Source organism: Sphingobium sp. 22B, from assembly GCF_001580035.1.
Classification (GTDB): domain Bacteria; phylum Pseudomonadota; class Alphaproteobacteria; order Sphingomonadales; family Sphingomonadaceae; genus Sphingobium; species Sphingobium fuliginis.
Window position 1 is genome coordinate 115007 of the sequence record NZ_LTAB01000004.1, and the last position, 21852, is coordinate 136858.

General features: G+C 66.7%; 25 protein-coding genes. 16 read left to right on the forward strand and 9 right to left on the reverse strand.

Annotation, left to right across the window (positions count from 1 at the left end):
• Nucleotides 1–75: 75 nt before the first annotated feature.
• The 8 genes from A0J57_RS06105 to A0J57_RS06140 all read right to left on the reverse strand — a co-directional run bounded on the left by A0J57_RS06105 (nt 76) and on the right by A0J57_RS06140 (nt 7299).
• Nucleotides 76–699: a response regulator transcription factor gene (locus A0J57_RS06105; protein WP_013039093.1), complete on the reverse strand. Its 624-nt coding sequence runs from the start codon at nt 697–699 to the stop codon at nt 76–78.
• Complete coding sequence (locus A0J57_RS06110; RefSeq protein ID WP_025550097.1) at nt 689–2224, reverse strand: PAS domain S-box protein; 1536 nt, start codon at nt 2222–2224, stop codon at nt 689–691. The genes A0J57_RS06105 and A0J57_RS06110 overlap by 11 nt, the downstream gene beginning before the upstream one ends.
• Before the next feature lie 59 nt (nt 2225–2283).
• The gene (locus A0J57_RS06115) at nt 2284–2757 is read right to left on the reverse strand and encodes a DUF305 domain-containing protein (RefSeq protein WP_015449253.1); all 474 of its coding nucleotides are present in this window, start codon (nt 2755–2757) and stop codon (nt 2284–2286) included.
• Nucleotides 2758–2847: 90 nt separating this feature from the next.
• Nucleotides 2848–4035 (reverse strand): copper resistance protein B, encoded by a 1188-nt coding sequence (locus A0J57_RS06120; protein WP_037462747.1) that lies wholly within the window; start codon nt 4033–4035, stop codon nt 2848–2850.
• The gene (locus A0J57_RS06125) at nt 4032–5960 is read right to left on the reverse strand and encodes a copper resistance system multicopper oxidase (protein ID WP_037462748.1); all 1929 of its coding nucleotides are present in this window, start codon (nt 5958–5960) and stop codon (nt 4032–4034) included. Before A0J57_RS06125 ends, A0J57_RS06120 begins: the two co-directional genes overlap by 4 nt.
• A gap of 66 nt (nt 5961–6026) precedes the next feature.
• Nucleotides 6027–6593 (reverse strand): RNA polymerase sigma factor, encoded by a 567-nt coding sequence (locus A0J57_RS06130; protein ID WP_025550098.1) that lies wholly within the window; start codon nt 6591–6593, stop codon nt 6027–6029.
• Complete coding sequence (locus A0J57_RS06135) at nt 6590–7027, reverse strand: periplasmic heavy metal sensor (RefSeq protein WP_025550099.1); 438 nt, start codon at nt 7025–7027, stop codon at nt 6590–6592. The genes A0J57_RS06130 and A0J57_RS06135 overlap by 4 nt, the downstream gene beginning before the upstream one ends.
• Nucleotides 7027–7299 carry a hypothetical protein gene (locus tag A0J57_RS06140; protein ID WP_007406394.1) on the reverse strand — a complete coding sequence of 91 codons (273 nt, stop codon included), beginning with the start codon at nt 7297–7299 and terminating at the stop codon, nt 7027–7029. Before A0J57_RS06140 ends, A0J57_RS06135 begins: the two co-directional genes overlap by 1 nt.
• Nucleotides 7300–7431: 132 nt before the next feature.
• On the opposite strand from A0J57_RS06140, the gene copC reads away from it, so the two are divergent.
• The 10 genes from copC to fabI all read left to right on the forward strand — a co-directional run bounded on the left by copC (nt 7432) and on the right by fabI (nt 17838).
• A complete protein-coding gene (copC, locus tag A0J57_RS06145) occupies nt 7432–7809 on the forward strand; it encodes a copper homeostasis periplasmic binding protein CopC (RefSeq protein WP_007406420.1) in 378 nt (125 codons plus the stop codon).
• A 4-nt stretch (nt 7810–7813) separates the two neighbouring features.
• Nucleotides 7814–8758 carry a copper homeostasis membrane protein CopD gene (gene copD, locus A0J57_RS06150; protein WP_007406374.1) on the forward strand — a complete coding sequence of 315 codons (945 nt, stop codon included), beginning with the start codon at nt 7814–7816 and terminating at the stop codon, nt 8756–8758.
• 36 nt (nt 8759–8794) lie between these two features.
• Entirely contained in the window at nt 8795–9469 is a 675-nt protein-coding gene (locus A0J57_RS06155) for a class I SAM-dependent methyltransferase (RefSeq protein ID WP_017501308.1), read from the forward strand.
• Nucleotides 9470–9576: 107 nt separating this feature from the next.
• Nucleotides 9577–11934 (forward strand): heavy metal translocating P-type ATPase, encoded by a 2358-nt coding sequence (locus tag A0J57_RS06160; protein WP_021245221.1) that lies wholly within the window; start codon nt 9577–9579, stop codon nt 11932–11934.
• Entirely contained in the window at nt 11931–12329 is a 399-nt protein-coding gene (gene cueR / locus A0J57_RS06165) for a Cu(I)-responsive transcriptional regulator (protein ID WP_007406402.1), read from the forward strand. Before A0J57_RS06160 ends, cueR begins: the two co-directional genes overlap by 4 nt.
• A gap of 41 nt (nt 12330–12370) precedes the next feature.
• Nucleotides 12371–12544: a hypothetical protein gene (locus A0J57_RS26320; RefSeq protein ID WP_021245222.1), complete on the forward strand. Its 174-nt coding sequence runs from the start codon at nt 12371–12373 to the stop codon at nt 12542–12544.
• 188 nt (nt 12545–12732) lie between these two features.
• Nucleotides 12733–14454, forward strand: a complete 1722-nt coding sequence (locus A0J57_RS06170; protein ID WP_021245223.1) for an alpha/beta hydrolase — start codon at nt 12733–12735, stop codon at nt 14452–14454.
• 3 nt (nt 14455–14457) lie between these two features.
• Complete coding sequence (locus A0J57_RS06175) at nt 14458–15885, forward strand: bifunctional enoyl-CoA hydratase/phosphate acetyltransferase (RefSeq protein WP_021245224.1); 1428 nt, start codon at nt 14458–14460, stop codon at nt 15883–15885.
• The gene (locus tag A0J57_RS06180) at nt 15878–17068 is read left to right on the forward strand and encodes an acetate/propionate family kinase (protein ID WP_031291181.1); all 1191 of its coding nucleotides are present in this window, start codon (nt 15878–15880) and stop codon (nt 17066–17068) included. The genes A0J57_RS06175 and A0J57_RS06180 overlap by 8 nt, the downstream gene beginning before the upstream one ends.
• Nucleotides 17065–17838, forward strand: coding sequence for an enoyl-ACP reductase FabI (gene fabI / locus A0J57_RS06185; RefSeq protein WP_021245226.1), 774 nt, complete (start codon nt 17065–17067; stop codon nt 17836–17838). The genes A0J57_RS06180 and fabI overlap by 4 nt, the downstream gene beginning before the upstream one ends.
• Nucleotides 17839–17865: 27 nt before the next feature.
• Here fabI and A0J57_RS06190 read toward each other — a convergent pair whose 3' ends face one another.
• Nucleotides 17866–18285, reverse strand: coding sequence for a hypothetical protein (locus A0J57_RS06190; RefSeq protein WP_017501314.1), 420 nt, complete (start codon nt 18283–18285; stop codon nt 17866–17868).
• Between the two features lie 275 nt (nt 18286–18560).
• On the opposite strand from A0J57_RS06190, the gene atpD reads away from it, so the two are divergent.
• The 6 genes from atpD to A0J57_RS06220 are packed head-to-tail and all read left to right on the forward strand — an operon-like array spanning nt 18561 to nt 21852.
• Nucleotides 18561–19973: a F0F1 ATP synthase subunit beta gene (gene atpD / locus A0J57_RS06195; protein ID WP_021245228.1), complete on the forward strand. Its 1413-nt coding sequence runs from the start codon at nt 18561–18563 to the stop codon at nt 19971–19973.
• Nucleotides 19970–20380, forward strand: a complete 411-nt coding sequence (locus tag A0J57_RS06200; protein ID WP_017501317.1) for a F0F1 ATP synthase subunit epsilon — start codon at nt 19970–19972, stop codon at nt 20378–20380. Before atpD ends, A0J57_RS06200 begins: the two co-directional genes overlap by 4 nt.
• Nucleotides 20377–20652: an AtpZ/AtpI family protein gene (locus tag A0J57_RS06205; RefSeq protein ID WP_021245229.1), complete on the forward strand. Its 276-nt coding sequence runs from the start codon at nt 20377–20379 to the stop codon at nt 20650–20652. Before A0J57_RS06200 ends, A0J57_RS06205 begins: the two co-directional genes overlap by 4 nt.
• On the forward strand, nt 20649–20915 hold the full coding sequence (locus A0J57_RS06210; RefSeq protein WP_017501319.1) for an ATP synthase subunit I: 267 nt from the start codon (nt 20649–20651) through the stop codon (nt 20913–20915). The genes A0J57_RS06205 and A0J57_RS06210 overlap by 4 nt, the downstream gene beginning before the upstream one ends.
• Entirely contained in the window at nt 20912–21613 is a 702-nt protein-coding gene (locus tag A0J57_RS06215) for a F0F1 ATP synthase subunit A (protein ID WP_025546733.1), read from the forward strand. The genes A0J57_RS06210 and A0J57_RS06215 overlap by 4 nt, the downstream gene beginning before the upstream one ends.
• Entirely contained in the window at nt 21610–21852 is a 243-nt protein-coding gene (locus A0J57_RS06220; protein WP_017501321.1) for a F0F1 ATP synthase subunit C, read from the forward strand. Before A0J57_RS06215 ends, A0J57_RS06220 begins: the two co-directional genes overlap by 4 nt.

Here is a 21852-nt window from a genome sequence, read left to right on the forward strand (position 1 = left end):
AAGCGGACACCCGTGTGACGATTGCACCATCGATCGCATATCGCGCCTCGTCCCGTCGCTACGTAGAGGTCGCAGTCACTTCGGCTTGCGGCCCATGCCCGCGGCAAAGGCGATCCGCAGGGCTTCGGACAGATTGCGGACCTCGAGCTTGGCCATCAGGCTCGCGCGATGGACCTCGACCGTTCGCGATGAACAGCCCAGGTCATAGGCGATCGTCTTGTTGGGCAGGCCGTTGGCCAGCCTTTCGAGCACTTCCCGCTCCCGGGGCGTCAGTGCAGCGACCCGCACCCCTGCTTCGGACGTTTCCAGGGTACGAAGGTCGACATCGTCGAGACGCGCGAACGCGCGGCTGACGGCGCCGAGCAGGGCGGCTTTCTCGAAGGGTTTCTCGAGAAAGTCGACCGCGCCGCCTTTCATGGCCTGCACCGCAACCGACACGTCGCCATGGCCGGTCAGGACGATGACCGGCATGTTGACCCCGCGTGCTGCCATGGCGGCCTGAACCTCGAGACCGTCCATCTCGGGCATGCGCACGTCGAGGATGACGCAGCCGACGGCCGCCGACTTCGCCTCCTTGAGAAACTCCACGCCCGAGGCATAGGTCACGACGTCGTAGCCCGCGGTCTTGAGCGCAAAGCTCGCCGCCTTGCGGATGCTCTCCTCGTCGTCGACCAGATGGATGACGCGTCTATCCCCCATGTTCCTCCTCCGCCCGCGCATGGATCAAGGTAAAATGAAAGCGCGCGCCGCCGCGGTCGGGGCGCTCCATCCAGATACGGCCCCCATGCGCTTCGATGATGGTCCGGCAGATCGAAAGGCCGAGGCCCATGCCGTCGGCCTTTGTCGACTTGAACGCCGTGAAGAGCTGCTCCCGGACCTCGTCGGCGATGCCGGGGCCGGTATCCGCCACGGTCACCTCGATCAGCCCGTCAGGGCGCAACCTGGTCGCCACCTTGAGGTCGCGAACCGGACACTCCGCCATCGCCTCGATGGCATTGCGCATCAGGTTGACCAGCACCTGCTGGATCTGCACCCTGTCGACGAGGACCGGCGTCGCGGCGTGCTCGACCGCAAAGAAGCTGCGGATGCCGCGCTCGCGTGCGCCGACCAGCGCGAGCTGGCTCGCCTCGGCGATGACCTGCGGCAGCTCGTGGAGGCTCTTGTCGACCTCGCCGCGGGCGACGAAATCGCGAAGGCGCCGGACGATATGGCCGGCCCGCAGCGTTTCCTGGGCGGCATCATCCATCACCGACCGCAGCGACACGAAGGGTTCGTCGTCCCGCTCGTCGAGCATGTCGCGGATCGTCTCGAGATAGAGCGCGACCGCGGCAAGCGGCTGGTTGAGTTCGTGGGCAAGAGTCGAAGCCATCGTGCCCATCGCGCTCAGCCGGGAGACATGGACCAGCTCTGCCTGCAGTTCCTTGAGCCTGAGCTCATCCTGCTCCTTGGCGGTGAGATCCCGGATGAAGCCCGTGAACAACCGCTGCCCGTCTTCACCGGCCTCGCCGACCGACAGCTGCATCGGGAAGGTCGAGCCGTCGCGGCGCTGGCCGACCACGACGCGGCCGAGGCCGATGATCCGGCGCTCGCCGGTCTGGAGATAATGCGCGAGATATTCGTCATGCCGGTCGCGATCGGGCTGGGGCATAAGGCAGGAGACGTTGCGGCCGACGAGCTCGGCTTCGCTGTAGCCGAAAAGGCGTTGTGCCGCTGCGCTGAAGGATGTGATGGCGCCGGTCTCGTCGATGATGATCATCGCATCCGGCACCGTCGCCAGGATCGACTGGAGATGCTGCTCGCGGGTCTCGATCGACGCCCGGACCGCCGCCTCGTCGGTGACATCGCGACTGATGCAGGCAAAGCCTCGATGTGCGTCGCCTTCGAACAGGGCGCTGATCGTCAGGCGCGCGAGATACTCCGCTCCATTCTCGCAGACCCGCCACGCTTCGCGCTCCAGCGTGCCCTCGTGAAGGGCGGCCGCCAGGTCTGCGCACGGCCGGCCGGCCGTAATCTCGTCGGGCGGGTAGAACAGGTCGTGGGGCTGTCCCAGGACGCGGTCGAGCGGCCAGCATTCGGCACGCTCGCCTTCTTCATTATAGCTCAGCACGATCCCGGCAGGATCGAGCAGCGTCAGGACATGGCCGCCAGCCTGTCGCAGGAACAACGGCGCAAGCCGCACCACCTCCCTGGCAATCTCGTCCGGCCCGCGCCTCGTGTCGACCATCGTCCCGGCTCACATGCCTGGCCGGGCGCACGTATCCGGGCGTAGCCCGACCGTGCCACTCAGCGCCGCGCGAGTATGGCCTTCATCTCGTCGATTTCCTGCCGCTGCGAGCGCTTGATCGCTTCGCAAAGCCGGATGACTTCCGGATCGCTGAGCTTTGCTTCCTGGCACATCAGGATCGCCCCGGAATGATGCGGGATCATCGAGCGCAGAAAGGCCGTGTCGCCGATCGTGGTCTGGGTGCGGATGAGTGCAAAGCTGCCGAAGAAGGCGACCAGCGACGCGGCGATCAGCGCGATGTTGGCGGCCTTCGACACGAACATGTGTCGCATGGCGAGGATCATCAGCACCACCATCGGTGCGACCATCATCAGCGTCATGTAGAGCATGTTGAGGTTGTTGTAGAAGCTGTCGAGCCCGTCGATCATGACGAACATCACCAGATACATGATGACGCCGCTGATGACGGTCTGAACGGCAAGGCTCCAATAGGCACCCATCTTCCGGGTGTTCATGTGGGACGAATGGTCCATGGCGTATCTCCTTCGCTCGGCGCCGGCCGACCTGGGTATGAGTGTAACGCCCCGCTCTCTTGTTCGCCCCCGCCATCAGCTGTCCCGATCCTAGAACCAGAAGCGGATGCCGGCGACGAAGCTGGTGGCATGGACGTCCTCGCCCGCAAGCCTCGACAGCCGCGCCGTGTCTCCGGCTTTGCGCAGATAGGAAACGCCGATGTAAGGTGCGAACTGGCGGCTGAATTCGTAGCGCAGGCGCGCGCCGAGCTCTATGTTGACCAGCCCCGAACCGATGTCGTTCTCCGGAATATCCTGCGCGGCGAAATTGACCTCGGCGCGCGGCTGCAAGATCAGGCGCTGGGTGATGCGCTGGTCGTAATAGCCCTCGACCCGGCCCAGAAGGTCGCCCTTGGTCGAGAGGAACAGCGCGCCTTCGACCTCGAACATGCCGGGAGCCAGACCCTCGACGCCAACGGTCGCATAGGTGCGGTTGGGCCCGCGGCCGAAGTCCTGGCGGACGCCGGCCTGAAGGTTGAAATAGGGGTCGATGGCGCGGCTATAGAGGGCCTGGACGTCTGCGCTGTCGATCCCGCGGCCAAACTCGCCTTCCCCCTCGCTCTTGAGCCAGAGGCGGTTGATGTCGCCGCCGTAAAAGCCTTCGCCATCCCAGCGATAGCCATCGCGGCCGCTATGCGCCTGATACTCGAACAGGTTGAGCAGCACCTGCCCGAAATTGTTGCCGCCGCTGTCCTTCATCATGATGTCGCGCGAGCGCGCCATCTCGCCGCCGGGAAAATCCCGATCGGCGAAGTGGTCGCTGGGGGGGGGCGGCGGGGGCGCATTGCCGGCCGGAAGCGCCGTGCCGGTCATTTGCATGCCGGGCATGGCGGAGGTTCCGGGCATGGCGGTCTGGCCATGCTGCGAATGGTCCATCCCGGGCATGTCCGGCATCGCGCCGTCCTGATGCCGGGAGTGGTCCATGCCCGGCATCTCCGCCATCGCGGGAGCAGCGGGTTGCGGTTGACCGGCGGCATCTGCCTGTGGCGCAGGACTGGCCTGGTCCTGCGAATGGTCCATTGCCGGCATGGTGCCCGGCGCTGGTTTCTGAGCGCGCGGCCTGGTAGCGGGCTTGGGGCGCGGCGCGGCGGCCTTGTCCTTCTTTTTCTCCTGCGCCGGCCGCGCCCCGCCCGGCGGCGCCATGCCGGGCATGTCGTGCATCGAATGATCCTGGGCAAAGGCGGGCGCGGCGGAGAGAAGGGCGATCGCGCTCACCAGCGGCGTGAGGATGCGGGTCATTGCGCGTCTCCCTTCGGACGGACGCTCACGACCCGCATCATCCCTGCATGCATGTGGTAGAGGAGATGACAGTGGAAGGCCCAGTCGCCGACCGCGTCGGCGGTGAAGTCCCAGGTCACCTTGCCGCCGGGCTGGACGATCACCGTATGCTTGCGCGGCGCATGATCGCCATGCCCCGTCACCAGCTCGAAAAAATGCCCGTGAATATGGATCGGATGCCCCATCATCGTGTCGTTGATGAGATTGACGCGCACCCGCTCGCCTTCGATGAAGGGGATCGGCTCGTGATGGTCCGACATTTTTTCGCCGTCGAACGACCACATGAACCGCTCCATGTTGCCGGTGAGGTGAATGTCGATGCTGCGGCTCGGCGCGCGCACGTCCGGATTGCGATCGAGCGCCATCAGGTCCCTGTAGACAAGCACCTTGTGGCCGACGTCGGCGAGGCCCTGGCCGGGCTCGCCGGTGCGGTCTACGGGCATCGGCGAGATGGTCTGGACGCTCGGGTCGCGCTTCACCTGCGGCGCGTTCGAGAAGTCGCGCATCTTCATCGAGCCCATCGCGTGCCCGCCATGATCCATGCCCGCCATCTGGCCATCGGCGCCCATCGCGCCGTGGTCCATGCCGGCCATCGATCCATGATCCATCCCCGAATGATCCATGCCTGCCATGGCGCTATTGTCCATGGTCGCCATCGCTGCCGCCGCGCCGGTCGCGAGGCGCGCGGACGCGTTCTTCTCGGCCGTCGGATCGACGCCCCGCATAGCGCCGCCCGACATGTCCATGCCTTCCATGCCCGGCATCGAGGACATGTCCATGCCCATGTCCTTCATGTCGGCGAGCGGCCGTTTGCGTAAGGGGGGAACCTCGCCGGCCATGCCGGCCCTCGGCGCGAGCGTGGCACGCGCCATGCCCGAGCGGTCGATCGCCTCGCCGACAAGGGTGTAGGCCTTGTCATCGCCTGGGCTGACAACGACGTCGTAGGTCTCGGCAACACCAATCTGGAACTCGTCGACGGTGACCGGCACCACATTCTGCCCGTCGGCCTGGACGATGGTCAGCGGCAGGCCGGGGATGCGGACGTTGAAGGTGGTCATCGCCGACGCATTGATGACCCGCAGCCGCACCCGTTCGCCCGGGGTGAAGAGCGCGGTCCAGTTGTCCATCGGACCATGGCCGTTGACGAGATAGGTGTAGGTGGATCCGGTCACATCGGAGATGTCGGCCGGGTCCATCCGCATCTGGCCCCAGTCGAGCCGGTCCTTGAGCGGCTGATCCTTGCCCGACAGGAGCCCGGCCAGGGTCTGGCGCTGGAAATTGAAATGGCCGGGGTTGACCTTGAGGCGCCGGAAGATCGCCTGCGGCGAGAGCGCGCTGTGATCGGCGAGCACGATGACATGCTCGCGGTCATAGGCGACCGGATCGGCACCGGCGGGATCGATGATGATCGGGCCGTAATGGCCTTCCTGTTCCTGCAGGCCTGAATGGCTGTGGTACCAGTAGGTGCCGCTTTGCACGACGGAGAACTGGTAGAGGTAGTTCGAGCCCGGCTTGATGCCCGGAAAAGACACGCCCGGCACACCGTCCATATTGGCCGGCAGGATCAGCCCGTGCCAGTGGATCGAGCTGTCCTCCTCCAGCTGATTGATGACGTTGAGCCGCACGCGCTGGCCCTCGCGCAGCCGGATCAGCGGGGCGGGGACCGTGCCGTTGAGGCCGATTGCCCGGAACTTGCGCCCGTCGATGGTCATCGACTGCCGGGCGATGGTGAGCGTGATGTCTTCGCCCGACACGGTCGGCAGCGTCGGTCGCATCCCCGGCGAGATCGTCTGCGCCCAGGCCGGCAGCCAGGCTGACAAGGCGGCGCCGCCGCCGGCGAGGGCCGCGCCGCGGAGGAACTGGCGGCGGTCGAGAGCAGAAATCATTCGGTTGTCTCAGCTTTAAGAAAGAGGGCGGACCTATTGGAAATACGCAGCGTGGCCTCATCCCCCTCAAACTTTCTTCAACATTTCCGCGAGGCGTGCGCGGGCGCGGTAGAGGCGGGTCTCGACTGCCTTCTGGCTGATGCCGAGAATCTCGGCGGTTTCGGCTTCCGATTTCTCGTCGATCGTCCGCAGGATGAGCGTGTCTTTGAGAGAGGCGGGCAGGGCGGCGATCGCTTTCATCGCCTCTGCCAGTTGCTGCTCGGCGCCGATTGCCTGGTCGGGTAGCGGCGCCTCATCGGCGACGTCATCCGCCTCGCCCAGCGGCAGGGCCATGGAGAAGAAGTTCCGGACCGCGCGCCGGCGCCGCCAGTCATGGCATTTGTTGATGACGATCCGGGACATCCAGACCTGGAAGGGTCGCGCAGCGTCATAGCGGTTGAGTGCGGCGAAGGCGGCGACGAAGCTCGCCTGGGTCACGTCGAGCGCTTCGTCGCGGTTCCCGACATGGCTGCGCACGAGGCGGTGCACCCAGCCCTGATGCCGGCGGACCAGCTCGCCATAGGCCGCTTGCCGGCCTCCAAGCGCCAGAGCCGCGAGCTCCCCGTCCGAGCAGTCGGGGAGGCACGCGGTCATTTGGACTTGGCCGTCAGCGCTTTCACCACGGCGTCGTCGAACTTGTCCGTCTGATCCGGGCGCAGCACGGCCCGCATCGCGAAGATATGCTCGAGTGTTTCCTTCTGCAGCGCGCCCATCGCCTGGTGCGAGCGATCCACCGCCCCTGCAACCCGAGGACCATAGCCATGCTCCGCCTCGATCGCCTCGGCGAGCCGCGCGTTATCGGCGCGCAGTTCGGCCTCCAGTGCCTGACGCCGGATCGCATAGTTCTTCTCGATCGTCTCGAGACGGCTATGTTGCGCGGTGTCCAGCTTCAGATCGCGATGGAGCAGGTCGTGCAACTCATTTTCGACCGGGCGCACCGGAACCACATAGACGCGGCCGATGACCACACCGGCGATCGCCGCGGCAAAGGTCAGCAGGACGAGGAGCAGGAGCCGGCGGTCGCGCATCATTGTGAACTCAGCAGCGTCGAAGGAGCGAGCGCGAGCCGCGCGTCAAAGGGCGATATCGGCCCGGCTTCGGTCGACCGCACAGGCACGGCCGAGCCGGCAATTCCCAGGAACAAGGCTGCTGCCGCGGCGATACCGAATGTCGTGGCGCTCAGGCGGGGCATGGCCTGGAGCCGGGCGATCTCGGCCATGACGCGGCTGTCCAGCCCGGCAAGCCGGGGATCGAGCGGCGCTTCCCGCAACCGGCTGAGCATGTCGTCGAGGTGGTCCATGATGTTTCTCCGTCTTCACTTCTCAATACGCAGGATGGTCCGGCAACCCTTGTCCGGGAACAAAAAGAAAATTGCGAGGGGTGCAGGTCGCGGCTGCGTATTCTCTCATGTCACTGACAGGAGAATGTCCAAATGCGCTTCTTTTCGCCGCTCGCAGCCATCGCCGCCGTCGGCCTGAGTGTTTCGGCTCCGGCCTACGCCCATCCCAAGCTCGTGTCCTCGACGCCCGCCGCCAACGCCAGCGTCCCGGCGCCGTCGCGTATAACGCTCACCTTCAGTGAAGGTCTGATGCCGAAGCTGTCGGGCGCCGAGATCGTGATGACCGGCATGCCCGGCATGCCCAACCACCGCATGGCGGTAACCGGCTTCAAGACGTCCGTCGAAGGCGACAAGACGCTCGTGCTGACGCTCGCCAAGCCGCTCATGGCGGGCAGCTATCAGGTCGCCTGGCACGTCGTCTCGACCGACACGCACCGCATCCAGGGCAATCTCGCCTTTACCGTCAAGTGACGCCATGAACGACGTGGCACTCGTCGCCGTCCGCTGGGCGCTCTACGTCGATCTCGGCCTGTTGTTCGGCCTGCCGCTGTTCGCGCTCTATGCGCCCGGCGGCGGCCGGATGGTACAGCGGCATCTGCCGATGGTAGCAATGGTGGCCGGTCTCGCCTGTCTCGCCCTCCTGCTGTCGGCGCTGGGGTTCGCGTTGCAGGCAGCGGCCATGACCGGGCTGCCGCTCACCCAGCCTGATCTTTCCATGGTCGCAGAGCTGTTCAACGGCACGTCCATGGGAACGGCGCTGAAGGCGCGCCTCGTCGCGCTCCTCGTTCTTCTGCTCTCCATCCCCTTCTATCGCCGGCAATCCCGTCCTGCCTTCATCGCCTCCACTCTGGCAGGCGCGGTCGCACTCGCGACCCTCGCCTGGAGTGGGCATGGCGCGGCTGGCGAAGGCGAGGCGGGCTGGCTGCAACTGGGGGCCGATCTCATCCATCTGCTCGCCGCCGGCGCCTGGGTCGGCGCGCTTGCCGCATTCCTCGCGCTGGTACTTCCCAGGCTCGCAACCGACGATCTCGCCGCTCAAGACATGGACCGGGTCACGCTCGCCGAGGAAGCGTTGCGGGGCTTCTCCCTCGTCGGCACGATCATCGTCGCCCTGCTGATCCTGACCGGGACGGTGAACGGCTGGTTCCTCGTCGGTCCGGGCAACATCGCCTCGCTCGGGCAGTCGACCTACGGCCTGCTGCTCATCGCCAAGCTGCTGCTGTTCGCCGGCATGCTGGGCCTGGCCGCGCTCAACCGTTATCGCCTGACCCCGGCACTTGCGCAGGCGATCGAGGAAGAGGACGCGCCACGGGCGCAGGCGCTGCTGCGCGCGAGCCTCGTCGTCGAAGGCGGTCTTGCGATCGTCATTCTCGGGCTCGTCGCCTGGCTGGGGACACTATCGCCGCCCATGTCGATGTAGCTTATCGTTTCGGACGCCTCGCGTTGGGAGAAGCCAATGCAATCCTACACCCCGCCGCTCGGGACCGGATCGACGAAAGACTATGATCGCGCGATCCGCCTGTGGACGCGGGAGAAGCGGTGGCGTGCCGCCATGCTCGCCGCCCTGGCGCCCAAAGCCGGTGAGACGGTCGTCGACGTCGGCTGTGGCACCGGCAGCTTCGCGCTGATGCTCAAGCAAGCCGAGCCCAGGACGCAGGTGATCGGTCTCGATCCCGATGCCGAGGCGCTCGACATCGCGCGGCACAAGGCCGCTGTGCGGCGGGCCGATATCGACTGGCGTCAGGGATTTGCCAGGGACGTGGCCCCGGGTACCGCCGACGCTGTCGTGTCGAGTCTCGTGCTGCATCAGATGCCGGTCAGGGAGAAGGCGGCAACCCTGCGCGCCATGTTCGCCATGCTGCGCCCGGGTGGGCGCCTGGTGATCGCCGATTATGGCCGCCAGCAGGGTTTCATGCGGCTTGCCTTCCGCCTGACCGTGCAGCGGCTCGATGGCATCGATGATACCCGGCCCAATGCCGACGGCGTGCTCCCCGGCCTGATCGCGGCGGCCGGCTTCAGGCATGTGGCCGAGACGTTTCGGCTTTTGACCATCACCGGCGCGATCGACTTGTTTACGGCGCATCGACCGGCGCAGGACCACGGCCTTACGGTTGCCAATGACCTTGGCTGATGGCGGCCAGGCGAACGGGCCCGCCGATTTGTCCGCTTAGGCGATTACGTATTGACCCTGACACGGTGTCAGACCCTAGATCGTCAGGCGTCGAAAGGAGCAAGGCGATGAACGAGACACATGGAGCGGCGCATGGCGGCGGTTGCTGCGGCAGCCACGGCGCTGCGAAACCAGCGGCTGGCGTCAAGGACCCGGTCTGCGGCATGACCGTCGATCCTGCGATCACTGCGCACCATGCCGAGCATGGCGGTGAAAGCTATCATTTCTGCAGCGCGGGCTGCCGGGCAAAATTCATCGCCGATCCCGAGCGCTATCTCGGCCCGCCGGCACCGCCAGTCGCGGTGCCAGAAGGCACGATCTGGACCTGCCCTATGCATCCCGAGATTCGGCAGGACCATCCCGGGTCCTGTCCGATCTGCGGCATGGCGCTCGAGCCCGCGACCGTGACTGCCGACAGCGGCCCCAGCCATGAGCTGGTCGATTTCACACGGCGCTTCCGGGTCGGCCTGATGCTGGCCCTCCCGGTGCTGATCCTCGAGATGGGCGCGCATCTCTTTCCCGCGATCCATCGCCTCGTGCCGATGTCGATCTCGGTATGGATCCAGTTCGTGCTGGCGACACCCGTCGTGCTCTGGGCGGGCTGGCCCTTCTTCGAGCGTGGCTGGGCCTCGCTCAAGACCCGCAACCTCAACATGTTCACCCTGATCGCGATGGGGACCGGGGTCGCCTGGATCTACAGCGTCGTCGCGACGCTCGCGCCCCAGCTGTTCCCGCCCGCCTTCCGCGGAGAGGACGGCATGGTTGCCGTCTATTTCGAGGCGGCCGCGGTGATCACTGTCCTCGTGCTGCTCGGCCAGATGCTCGAACTGCGCGCGCGCGAGCGGACCTCGGGCGCGATCAAGGCGCTGCTTAACCTTGCGCCAAAGACCGCGCGCCGGATCGGTTCCGATGGCAGTGAAGAGGAAATCAGCCTCGATCTCGTTGCGGTCGGCGACCGCCTGCGTGTGCGTCCCGGCGAGAAGGTGCCGGTCGATGGCGTGGTCGAGGACGGCCGTTCCTCGCTCGACGAGTCGATGGTCACCGGTGAGTCCATGCCCGTCACCAAGGCCAAGGCCGACACGGTGATCGGCGGCACGCTCAACCAGACCGGCGCGCTCGTTATCGTCGCCGACAAGGTTGGCCGGGACACCATGCTGGCGCGCATCGTCCAGATGGTCGCCGAGGCGCAGCGCTCGCGCGCGCCGATCCAGCGCATGGCCGATCAGGTGTCGGGCTGGTTCGTGCCCGTGGTCATCGCGGTCGCGGTGGTCGCGTTCATCGCCTGGGGCATCTGGGGCCCCGAGCCGCGCTTCGCCTACGGGCTGGTTGCGGCGGTCGCCGTGCTGATCATCGCCTGTCCCTGCGCACTGGGTCTCGCCACGCCGATGTCGATCATGGTCGGGGTTGGCCGCGGCGCCGGGCTCGGCGTCCTCATCAAGAATGCCGAAGCGCTCGAGCATATGGAAAAAGTCGACACGCTCGTCGTCGACAAGACCGGCACGCTGACCGAAGGCCGGCCTGCCGTCACCCAGATCGTGCCGGCGCCCGGCTTCGACGAAGCCGAACTGCTGCGGCTTGCCGCCTCGGTCGAGCGGGCCTCCGAGCATCCGCTCGCGCTGGCGATCGTCGAGGCCGCCAAGGATCGCGGCATCCCCACGAGCGACGTCACCGACTTCGATTCCCCCACCGGACGCGGCGCGCTCGGCACCGTCGACGGCCGCCGGATCGTGCTCGGTAATGCGCGGTTCCTCTCGGAAGAGGGCATAGCAACCGACGCGCTGGCGGAGCAGGCCGACGCCCTGCGCCGGGATGGCGCCACCGCGATCTTCATCGGCGTCGACGGCACCGTCGGCGGCGCCTTTGCAATCGCCGATCCCGTGAAGCAGACGACGCCGGAGGCCCTGGCCGCACTCAAGGCCGAAGGCATTCGCGTGGTGATGTTGACCGGCGACAACCGCACCACAGCAGAGGCGGTGGCAAGGCGGCTCGGCATTGACGATGTCGAAGCCGAGGTACTGCCCGACCAGAAGAGTGCCGTCGTCGCGCGGTTGAAAAGCGAGGGGCGCGTGGTGGCGATGGCCGGCGACGGGGTCAACGACGCCCCCGCACTGGCTGCCGCCGATGTCGGTATTGCCATGGGCTCGGGCACCGACGTCGCGATCGAGAGCGCGGGCGTGACGCTGCTCAAGGGCGATCTCATGGGCATCGTGCGGGCACGGCGGCTGAGCCAGGCGACCATGTCCAACATTCGCCAGAACCTGGTCTTCGCCTTCATCTACAATGTCGCCGGGGTGCCGGTGGCGGCGGGCGCGCTCTATCCGCTGTTCGGCATCCTGCTCTCGCCGATCATCGCGGCCGCCGCCATGGCGCTCTCCTCGGTCAGCGTGGTCACCAACGCGCTGCGCCTCAACCGGAAAGCGCTGTGAACATCGGGGAGGCGTCGAAGCAAAGCGGGGTCTCGGAGCGGATGATCCGCCATTATGAGAAGATCGGCCTCATCCCGGCGCCGCCGCGCCGGGGAGCGGGTTATCGCGACTATGGCGAGAGTGACCTCCATCGCCTGCGGTTCATCGCCAATGCCCGCGATCTCGGTTTTCCGATCGAGGAGATCCGGACCCTGCTCGGCCTGTGGGCCGACACGGGCCGCAGCAGCGCCGATGTAAAGCGGGTCGCGTTGGCGCGGGCGGAGGAATTGCAGCGCAAGGCCGAAGCGCTGACGACCCTGCGCGAGACCCTCGTCGATCTCGCCGAGCGCTGTCATGGCGACGAGCGGCCAGATTGTCCCATCATCGCCGAACTGAGTCTCGACAGAAAATGTTAGCGCCGGCCGCCTCTCGGACCAGACCCGCTCTGGCGGCCGGGGTGCTGATCGCACTTGGCATTCTCACGACGGGCCTCGCGATATATTTCCTCGCAGTCCGCCCGCCACTGCTGGCGGAGGATCTTCGCCATATCGGCGGCAACCCGCAGACCCTTTCGCCGGTATTGCGGGACTGGTTCGGCGGGATAGCTGGCTCGCCCGTGCGACCGCACTGAGCCTCCTGATCGTATTTGGCCGCTTTTCATACAGCAATGTCGTGCTGAGCTCTGACTTCTGGGGCTGGCATATGCGAGGCAATCCCTCCGTAGGACTACGGAGTGCGCAGAGGCTTCCTGCGCTTCAGGGCTTGTTGCACCGCAGCAGGAGCGAAAATGTGCAGAGTCGAAGCAATATCCCTGACCCGTTGGACGGTCTGGCCACGACGCTGGATCGGTCGAGCTTCGCCGCCATCGCGCAGCTGACTTCAGGCCAGTCGCCCGCCACTTTGGCGCAGTCTTTTTCCGACTGGTGGACGCACATTCTCTGCTCGCCAGGCAGGCAGCTGCAGCTCGCCGCCAAGGGCGGGCGCAAGCTGATGCGGCTCGCCGACTATGCCATGCGCAGCGCATCCGGCAGCGATCCCGAGCCGGCGATCGATCCGCTGCCCCAGGATCGGCGCTTCGCCGACGCAGCCTGGAAGCGCCATCCGTTCGACCTGATCGAGCAGGCCTTCCTGCTCCAGCAGCAATGGTGGCATGCCGCGACGACCGGCGTGAGCGGCGTCACCGGGCACCACGAAGCGATCGTCGAGTTCGCGACCCGCCAGATGCTCGACATGGTGTCCCCGACCAATTTCATCCCGACCAACCCCGTGCTCCAGCAGCGCATCCTCGAAACCGGAGGACAATGCCTTGTCGAGGGTGCGCGATTTTTTTGCGACGACCTGGAACGCCTGGTACGCGGGGAGCCCGCAGCGGGCACGGAGGCCTATCGGGTCGGCGAGAAGGTCGCAGCCACGGCTGGCAAGGTCGTGTTTCGCAACAGGGTCATGGAACTGATCCAATATGCGCCCGCAACCGAGACGGTGCGTCCGGAGCCGATATTGATCGTGCCGGCATGGATCATGAAATATTACATCCTCGACCTGTCGCCGGAAAATTCGCTCATCCGCTGGCTGGTAGGGCAGGGCTACACCGTGTTCTGCATCTCCTGGCACAATCCCGACAGCGCCGACCGCGATCTCGACATGGAGGATTATCGCCTGCTTGGGCCGATGGCCGCCGTTGATGTCATCCAGGCGATTACCGGCACCGAGAAGATCCACGCGGCCGGCTATTGTATCGGCGGCACGCTGCTCGCCATCACCGCGGCCGCGATGGCGCGCGATGAAGATGAGCGTCTGGCGAGCGTCACGCTGTTCGCCGCCCAGACCGAGTTCAGCGAGCCGGGCGAACTTGGTCTGTTCATCGACGAGGCGGAGATCAACCTGATCGATGCGATGATGTGGGCGCGCGGCTTTCTCGACAGCAGCCATATGGGCGGCGCCTTCCAGATGCTGCGGTCCAACGATCTGCTCTGGTCGCGCATCCTCTCGACCTATCTCATGGGCGAGCGCGAGCCGATGACCGACCTCATGGCATGGAACGCCGACGGCACCCGCATGCCCTATGCCATGCACGCGCAATATCTTCGGCGCCTGTTCCTCGACAATGACCTGTCCGAAGGGCGCTACGAGGCCGGCGGCCACCCGGTCTCGCTCTCGGGGCTGCGCATGCCGATCTTCATGGTGGGCACGGAAACCGACCATGTCGCGCCGTGGCGCTCGACCCACAAGCTCCACATGCTGACGGGCGCGGAGATCCGCTTCGTGCTGACGAGCGGTGGCCACAATGCCGGGATCGTCTCCGAGCCCGGGCATCCTCATCGCCATTATCGCATCGCGACACGGATGCAGGATGGCCCGGCGCCAGGTCCCGATGCCTGGCTGGAGCGGGCCGAGGTGCGCGAAGGGTCGTGGTGGCCGGAATGGAGTTCATGGCTTGGATCGCACTCGGGCGAGGCGGCGGCCCCACCGGCGATGGGCGCGCCCGAACGGAACTATCCGCCGCTCGGTGATGCCCCCGGGCGCTACGTGCTGGAGCGCTGAGCCATGGCCGCCGCCAACCTCATCGAGAACCGCACGTTCGACGAGATCGCCGTCGGCGATACGGCCAGCCTCACCCGCACGCTGACCGCCGACGACATCCAGCTCTTCGCGGCGGTGTCAGGCGACGTGAATCCGGCGCATCTCGACCCTGTCTATGCCGAAACGGACATGTTCCACAGGGTCATCGCTCATGGCATGTGGGGCGCGGGGCTCATCTCGGCGATCCTGGGAACCGAGCTGCCAGGGCCCGGTGCGATCTATCTCGGCCAATCGCTTCGCTTCACCCGCCCGGTGGGCGTCGGCGACACCATCACGGCCTGCGTCACCGTCGCGCAGAAGCGCGCCGAGCATCATGTCATCGTTCTCGACTGCACCTGTGTGAACCAGAAGGGCGAGACCGTCATCAGCGGCCAGGCCGAGGTCAAGGCGCCCACCGAGAAAGTCAGCCGGCCCCGCATGCCGCTTCCCGACGTGCGGATCGCCAGCCACGACCGCTTCCGCCAGTTGATGGCGCGCGCCAAGGACGGATCTGCGTGCGTCACGGCCGTGGTCCATCCGTGCAGCGCCGACGCCATGCGCGCAGTGGCTGAGGCCGCCGACGCCGGCATCGTCGTTCCGATTCTCATCGGCCCTGCGGCGCGTATGACGAATGCGGCGAAGGACGCCGGTGTCGATATTGCGGCCTTCCGGGTGATCGACGTCCCGCACAGCCACGCCGCCGCCGCCGAAGCCGTCGCGCGCGTGCGGGCCGGCGAAGCCGCGCTGCTGATGAAGGGCTCGCTTCATACTGACGAGCTCATGGGCGCGGTCGTATCGTCCGACACGGGCCTTCGGACCGAACGCAGGATCAGCCACGCCTATGTGATGGACGTGCCCGGCTATCCGCGCCCGCTCATCATCACCGACGCCGCGATCAACATCGAGCCGACGCTTGAGGACAAGGCCGACATCGCGCGCAACGCGATCGACCTTGCCCATGTGATCGGGATCGAACAGCCCAGGGTCGCGATCCTCGCCGCCGTCGAAACGGTCAATCCGAAAATGCGCACCACATTGGATGCCGCGGCGCTCTGCAAGATGGCGGACCGGGGCCAGATCGAAGGCGCGCTGCTCGATGGCCCGCTCGCCCTCGATAATGCGATCAGCGAGGCGGCCGTGCGCGAGAAAAGTATCGTCTCGCCGGTCGCCGGCCAGGCGGACATCCTGCTGGTGCCCGATCTGGAGGCCGGCAACATGCTCGCAAAGCAGCTGACCTTCCTGGGCGGCGCCGATGCCGCAGGCGTGGTGCTCGGCGCGCGCGCTCCGATCATCCTCACCAGCCGGGCAGACAGCGTGCGCACGCGCCTCGCCTCCTGCGCGCTCGCGGTGCTGCTGGCGCGGGCTGCGACCAAGGCGGCTCCCGGCGTTGCGGGACAGCGCCGCGATGGCTGAAATCCTGTGCCTCAACGCCGGTTCGTCGAGCCTTAAGTTCGCGCTCTACGCCGAGCCGGGCACTGATGAGCCCTCTTTGCTGGCGAGCGGCAAGATCGAGAATATCGGCCTTGAGCCGCACCTGATCGCGCGCGATGCGAAGGGGGATGTCCTTGCCGAGCGGCGCTGGACGAAAGACGGCACGATCACGCACGAGACGCTGCTCGAGGATTTGCTGCGGGAGATCGAAGCCTCGGTCGGCGACGATCTGATCGCGGTCGGCCATCGGATCGTTCATGGCGGCACCGACTATTCAGCGCCGGCGCGGGTCGACGCGCCACTCCTCGCCGCGCTCGAGGCGCTTTGCCCACTGGCGCCATTGCATCAGCCCCATAATCTCGCCGCGGTCCGCGCCGTCTCCAGGCTGCGCCCCGCTGTGCTGCAAGTCGCCTGCTTCGACACCGGCTTCCATCATGGCCAGCCCCCGATCGCGACGCGCCTCGCGCTGCCGCGCGCGCTTGGCGAAGAGGGCATGCGGCGCTACGGTTTTCACGGCATCTCCTACGAATATATCGCGCGGCAGCTGCGTTCGATCGATCCCGATACAGGCGGTGGCCGCACGATCGCCGCGCATCTCGGCAACGGGGCCAGCCTTTGCGCGATGGCCGGGGGGCGCAGCATCGACACGACGATGGGGTTCACCGCGCTCGACGGGCTGGTGATGGGTACGCGCTGCGGCGCGCTCGACCCGGGCGCGGTGCTCTATCTTTTCCAGCAGAGGGGCATGACGGCGCGTGAAGTCGAGCATCTCCTCTACAGTGAGTCCGGCCTTTTGGGCGTGTCCGGCGTCTCCAGCGACATGCGCGCGCTTCTCGGCAGCGAAACGCCCGCCGCTGGGGAAGCGATCGAGCTCTTCGTCTGGCAGATCGCGCGCCAGGCCGGCGCTCTCGCGTCCTCGCTCGGGGGTCTCGACACATTCGTGTTCACTGCCGGGATCGGCGAGAATTCGCCTGAAATTCGCGCCCGCGTCGCCGGTCGGCTCGGCTGGCTCGGCGTGGACCTCGACGCGGACGCGAACCTCCGAGGAGATGCAGTCATCAGCGCGCCGTCCAGCCGTGTCGCCGTCCGCGTCATCCCGACCGATGAGGAAAGGATGATCGCCATCCACACCGCCGATCTGCTGCGTGAGGAGCCGAAAGCATGAAACCTCTCGTCGATCTTACTGGCAAGCGCGGCCTGGTGATCGGTATCGCCAACGCGCATAGCATCGCGGCGGGTTGCGCCCAGGCCTTTCACGACTGTGGCGCGAGACTGGCGGCGACCTATCTCAACGGAAAGGCCGAGCCGTTCGTGGCGCCCGTCGCGGAGACCCTGGGAGTCGAATGGCTCGCCGCGTGCGATGTCCGGGTGCCGGGCGAACTGGAGGCCCTGTTCGAGCGGGTGAAGTCCGAATGGGGCGGCCTCGATTTCCTGCTTCACTCGATCGCTTTCGCGCCGAAGGAGGATTTGCACGGCCGCGTCGTCGACAGCTCGGCCGAAGGCCTCGCGCTGGCGATGGACGTCTCGTGCCACAGCTTCCTGCGCATGGCGCGTCTCGCCGAGCCGCTGATGTCGGATGGCGGCTGCCTGCTGTGCGTCACCTTCTACGGGTCGGAGCGGGTGGTCGAGCACTACAACCTGATGGGGCCGGTCAAAGCGGCCCTCGAAAGCGCGACCCGCTATGTCGCGGCTGAGCTTGGCCCCAAGGGCATTCGCGCCCATGCGATCTCGCCAGGCCCGATCGCGACCCGCGCTGCCAGCGGCATCGACCGCTTCGACGAGCTGCTCGAACGGGCCGCGGCGACGGTCCCGCAGCACCAGCTCGTGACCATCGAGGATGTCGGAGGGCTCGCCGCCTTTCTGGTGAGCGATGCCGGCCGCCATATCACCGGCACGATCATTCCGGTCGATGGCGGTCAGCACCTGCTCGGCTAGGGCGGCTCGCCGCGATCGGGGGCTATCCTATTTGTCGCTGGTGGCCTGCTTCTCGCCGTCGCCCGGGCTTTTCTGCCCGAACCATGGTCCGACAATGGCAGCAAAGGCATCCAGCGCCCCGGGAGCCGTCGGAGCGCTCGCGACGGCCTGCCAGGCCTGCTGCCATTCCTCGAACGCCGATCTTGTGCCGGCAATCATATGCTCGCGGACCGTGGCCATGTCCTCGAACAGTGCCCGCGGTCCGGCCGGGCTGACCGCGCCGGCGTCCGACGTCTTGTCCGTCGCGCCCGCAATCGAGGCACGCGCCTCTTCGGCGAAGCGGCCGGCGGCGCGGTTGCCGACCTCGAGCGACTCTTCGCCACCTTTCCGGGCGACTTCGGCGAGCTTCAGCATCAGGCCGACATTCGCTTTGGCGAGCGCGGCGAGTTGATCAACGGGATAGGGCATGAAACGGTGAACCTTTCTCTTCGCGTTTGAGCTCTGGCATATCGGGCATAGCGCCCTGGCCTGAGGCCCATCGCGTCGCGCCGCCGTTATTCGGCGAGGCTGAATCAGAGAGAATCGGTAACTCTACGTATGCCGAATCTGCGGCTTGCCTGCGACGCTCAGCCAATGCACTTTTGGCTTGTCGTCCATGTCGTGCCCGCGGGCAGCGACTTCTACCCGTCCCGTCATGATCGCGGCACGGTCGGGCATGATTATGGTCTGACCCGGCAACCGGCATGGGCGTGATACCGTCCATAGCCAGGCTCGGCCGGATTGCGGCGCTGCGCGGTCCCGTCCTCGACGTCGAGTTCGACGAAGGGCCGCTGCCCGCGGTCAATGAAGCGCTGCGCGTCGATGCGTCGTCAGGCCCGCTGGTCGCGGAAGTGCAGAGCCATATCGATGACCGCACCGTCCGCGCCGTCGCGCTTCAGCCGACCTCCGGTCTCGCTCGGAATGTCGGCGTGATGGCCTTGGGCGCCCCCATCGCGGTCCCGGTCGGAGACAAGGTTCTGGGGCGGCTCCTTACGCCGACCGGGCAGGTGGGTGACGGCGGCGCGCCGCTTGGGCCGGATGTCCCATTGAGGCCCATTCACCGCGCCCCCCCGCCGCTCGACGAGCAGAGCGCGGCGACGGCGATGTTCGAGACTGGCATCAAGGTCATCGATCTGCTCGCGCCGCTCGCCCAGGGTGGCAAGGCGGCAATGTTCGGGGGCGCGGGGGTGGGGAAGACCGTGCTGGTGATGGAACTCATCAACGCGATGGTCGCGCGCTATGAAGGTGTTTCCGTCTTTGCCGGCATCGGCGAGCGATCGCGCGAGGGCCATGAGCTGCTCACGGACATGCGCGGCTCGGGCGTGATCGACAAGACCGTGCTCGTTTTCGGGCAGATGAACGAGCCGCCGGGCGCGCGCTGGCGGGTAGGGCTGACCGCGCTCACCATCGCCGAACATTTCCGCGACGAGCAGAAGCGCAATGTCCTGCTGCTCATGGATAATGTGTTCCGCTTCGTCCAGGCCGGCAGCGAAGTCTCCGGCCTGCTCGGACGCATGCCTTCGCGCGTCGGCTACCAGCCGACGCTGGCCAGCGAAGTGGCCGCGCTGCAGGAGCGCATCGCCTCGGTGCATGGGGCGGCGGTGACCGCGATCGAGGCGGTCTATGTGCCCGCCGACGATTTCACCGACCCTGCGGTCACCGCCATCTCCGCCCATCTCGACAGTTCCATTCTGCTCTCGCGCGCCATGGCGGCCGAAGGCATCTATCCCGCGGTCGATCCGCTGGGATCGTCGTCGATCCTGCTCGATCCGCAGGTCGTGGGCGATCATCATTACGCGCTCGCCCAGCAGGTCCGGGAGACGATCGCGCATTATCGCGAGCTTCAGGACATCATCTCGCTGCTCGGTATCGAGGAACTGGGCCGCGAGGATCGGCTGATCGTCGGCAGGGCGCGGCGGCTGCAGCGCTTCCTGACCCAGCCCTTCATGGTGACCCAGGCCTTCACCGGGCAAGCCGGCCGTTCTGTGGCGCTGGCCGATACGCTGCAGGGCGTCGCGGCCATCCTGGCCGGCGAGACCGACGACTGGCCCGAGAGCGCCTTCTACATGGTGGGCGATATTGAAGAGGCACGCTCTCGCGTGGGGGAGGGCGCATGAAGCTGCGGATCACCGATCCGACCGCGATCCTCGTCGACACGGACGTCAGGTCGGTTCGCGCCGAGGATGCCAGCGGCAGTTTCGGCATCCTGTCGGGCCACGCCGATTTCCTGACCGCGCTTGGCGTCTCGATCGTCTCCTGGCGGGGCCTCGATGGCGCTCCCGGCTATTGCGCGGTGCGCAACGGCATTCTGACCGTGAGCCACGGCACGGAGGTCGCGGTCGCGACGCGCGAAGGCCATGTCGGCGATGACCTCGGAACGCTCGAGCATGACGTGCTCGCGCGCTACCGCGAGCGCGACGAGGGCGAACGATCCGAACGGACCGCGTCGGCGAAACTCAGGATGCAGGCGATCCGCCATATGGTCGAGGCCCTGCAGGGTGGTGGCCGGGAGCTTGGTCTGTGACCGCGGACAAGCCCGAGCAGCCGATCGTCGAAGCCATCCGGACCCGCGCGGAACGGCGGCGGCTTGCGCAGCGGCTTCCTTCCGTCGCCCGCAATCTCGGCCAGATCGGCGTGCTCGGCTGGCAGATCGTCCTGCCCGCGCTGGTCGGTCTCGCGATCGGCCGCTGGCTCGACCACCGGCTGGATAGCGGCATCTTCTGGACCGCGCCGCTCCTGCTCGTCGGGCTCGCCCTCGGCTGCTGGTCGGGCTGGCGCTGGATGCACCGGCAATGAGCCAGCTCTCCCCCATCCTGTTCCTGGCCCTCGGATTTGCGGTCGGCCTCGCCCATTTCGCGGCCATCGCCAGAGAAGCCGACCTCGTCACCCATGGCGGCCCGGCATCGCGCGCGATCCTGCTCAGGCTCGGGCGTCTCGCCGTCACTATTCTGGTTCTCGTCATCGCCAGCCGGCAAGGGTGGCCGGCGCTTCTTGCCGCTACAACCGGCTTCATGGGCGGGCGCCAGATCATGCTCCACCGGCTCGGAGGCGCCCGATGAAATTCGCGTCACCACTTGAAAGCCATGTGCTGTTCCCGATCGGTCCGGTGCCGATCAGCCAGCCGGTCGCCACGACCTGGGGCATCATGGCCTTCCTTACAATCGGAAGCTGGCTGCTGACCCGCCGCCTTGCGTTACGCCCAACCCGAGCCCAAGCGGCGCTCGAGCTGGTCGTCGAGACCGTCGCCGGCCAGATCCGCGAGACGATGGAGGCGGAACCGCAGCGTTATCTGCCGCTGATCGGCACGCTGTTCCTGTTCCTGCTGGTCGCCAACTGGTCGTCGCTGATCCCCGGCGTCGAGCCGCCGACCGCGACCCTCGAAACCGACGCGGCGCTGGCGCTGATCGTCTTCGGCGCGACGCTCTGGTTCGGCGTCCGCGCGCTCGGGCCCAGGGCCTATCTCGCGACCTTCGCGCGCCCCTCGATCCTGCTCGCCCCGCTCAATATCGTCGAGCTCTTCACCCGCAGCTTCTCGCTGATGGTGCGCCTGTTCGGCAACGTCATGAGCGGCGTCTTCATGATCGGCGTCGTGCTGAGCCTCGCCGGGCTGCTCGTCCCGATCCCGCTCATGGCGCTCGAAATGCTGACCGGCGCGGTCCAGGCCTACATTTTCGGCGCGCTCGCCATGGTCTTTATCGGGAGCGCTATCAGCGAGAACGGCGCCCGCCCGCCATCCAAACAGGAGTCCCCCGCATGAACTGGATCCATCTCGCCAGCATCCTCGGAGCCGCTTTCGCGATCTCGATCGGCGCAATCGCCCCGGCGCTCGGGCAGGGCAGGGCCGTCGCCGCCGCGATGGACGCGATCGCGCGCCAGCCCGAAGCCGCCAACACCGTCTCGCGCACGCTGTTCGTGGGCCTCGCGATGATCGAGACGATGGCGATCTACTGCCTCGTGATCGCGCTGCTGCTGCTCTTCGCCAACCCGTTCGCCTGA

Excerpts from the sequence above, each read along its gene's own strand:
- A0J57_RS06105 (WP_013039093.1), bottom strand. The coding sequence starts at position 699 with ATGGGGGATAGACGCGTCATCCATCTGGTCGACGACGAGGAGAGCATC.
- A0J57_RS06110 (WP_025550097.1), bottom strand. The coding sequence starts at position 2,224 with ATGGTCGACACGAGGCGCGGGCCGGACGAGATTGCCAGGGAGGTGGTG.
- A0J57_RS06115 (WP_015449253.1), bottom strand. The coding sequence starts at position 2,757 with ATGGACCATTCGTCCCACATGAACACCCGGAAGATGGGTGCCTATTGG.
- A0J57_RS06120 (WP_037462747.1), bottom strand. The coding sequence starts at position 4,035 with ATGACCCGCATCCTCACGCCGCTGGTGAGCGCGATCGCCCTTCTCTCC.
- A0J57_RS06125 (WP_037462748.1), bottom strand. The coding sequence starts at position 5,960 with ATGATTTCTGCTCTCGACCGCCGCCAGTTCCTCCGCGGCGCGGCCCTC.
- A0J57_RS06130 (WP_025550098.1), bottom strand. The coding sequence starts at position 6,593 with ATGACCGCGTGCCTCCCCGACTGCTCGGACGGGGAGCTCGCGGCTCTG.
- A0J57_RS06135 (WP_025550099.1), bottom strand. The coding sequence starts at position 7,027 with ATGCGCGACCGCCGGCTCCTGCTCCTCGTCCTGCTGACCTTTGCCGCG.
- A0J57_RS06140 (WP_007406394.1), bottom strand. The coding sequence starts at position 7,299 with ATGGACCACCTCGACGACATGCTCAGCCGGTTGCGGGAAGCGCCGCTC.
- copC (WP_007406420.1), top strand. The coding sequence starts at position 7,432 with ATGCGCTTCTTTTCGCCGCTCGCAGCCATCGCCGCCGTCGGCCTGAGT.
- copD (WP_007406374.1), top strand. The coding sequence starts at position 7,814 with ATGAACGACGTGGCACTCGTCGCCGTCCGCTGGGCGCTCTACGTCGAT.
- A0J57_RS06155 (WP_017501308.1), top strand. The coding sequence starts at position 8,795 with ATGCAATCCTACACCCCGCCGCTCGGGACCGGATCGACGAAAGACTAT.
- A0J57_RS06160 (WP_021245221.1), top strand. The coding sequence starts at position 9,577 with ATGAACGAGACACATGGAGCGGCGCATGGCGGCGGTTGCTGCGGCAGC.
- A0J57_RS06175 (WP_021245224.1), top strand. The coding sequence starts at position 14,458 with ATGGCCGCCGCCAACCTCATCGAGAACCGCACGTTCGACGAGATCGCC.
- A0J57_RS06180 (WP_031291181.1), top strand. The coding sequence starts at position 15,878 with ATGGCTGAAATCCTGTGCCTCAACGCCGGTTCGTCGAGCCTTAAGTTC.
- fabI (WP_021245226.1), top strand. The coding sequence starts at position 17,065 with ATGAAACCTCTCGTCGATCTTACTGGCAAGCGCGGCCTGGTGATCGGT.
- A0J57_RS06190 (WP_017501314.1), bottom strand. The coding sequence starts at position 18,285 with ATGCCCTATCCCGTTGATCAACTCGCCGCGCTCGCCAAAGCGAATGTC.
- atpD (WP_021245228.1), top strand. The coding sequence starts at position 18,561 with ATGGGCGTGATACCGTCCATAGCCAGGCTCGGCCGGATTGCGGCGCTG.
- A0J57_RS06200 (WP_017501317.1), top strand. The coding sequence starts at position 19,970 with ATGAAGCTGCGGATCACCGATCCGACCGCGATCCTCGTCGACACGGAC.
- A0J57_RS06210 (WP_017501319.1), top strand. The coding sequence starts at position 20,649 with ATGAGCCAGCTCTCCCCCATCCTGTTCCTGGCCCTCGGATTTGCGGTC.
- A0J57_RS06215 (WP_025546733.1), top strand. The coding sequence starts at position 20,912 with ATGAAATTCGCGTCACCACTTGAAAGCCATGTGCTGTTCCCGATCGGT.
- A0J57_RS06220 (WP_017501321.1), top strand. The coding sequence starts at position 21,610 with ATGAACTGGATCCATCTCGCCAGCATCCTCGGAGCCGCTTTCGCGATC.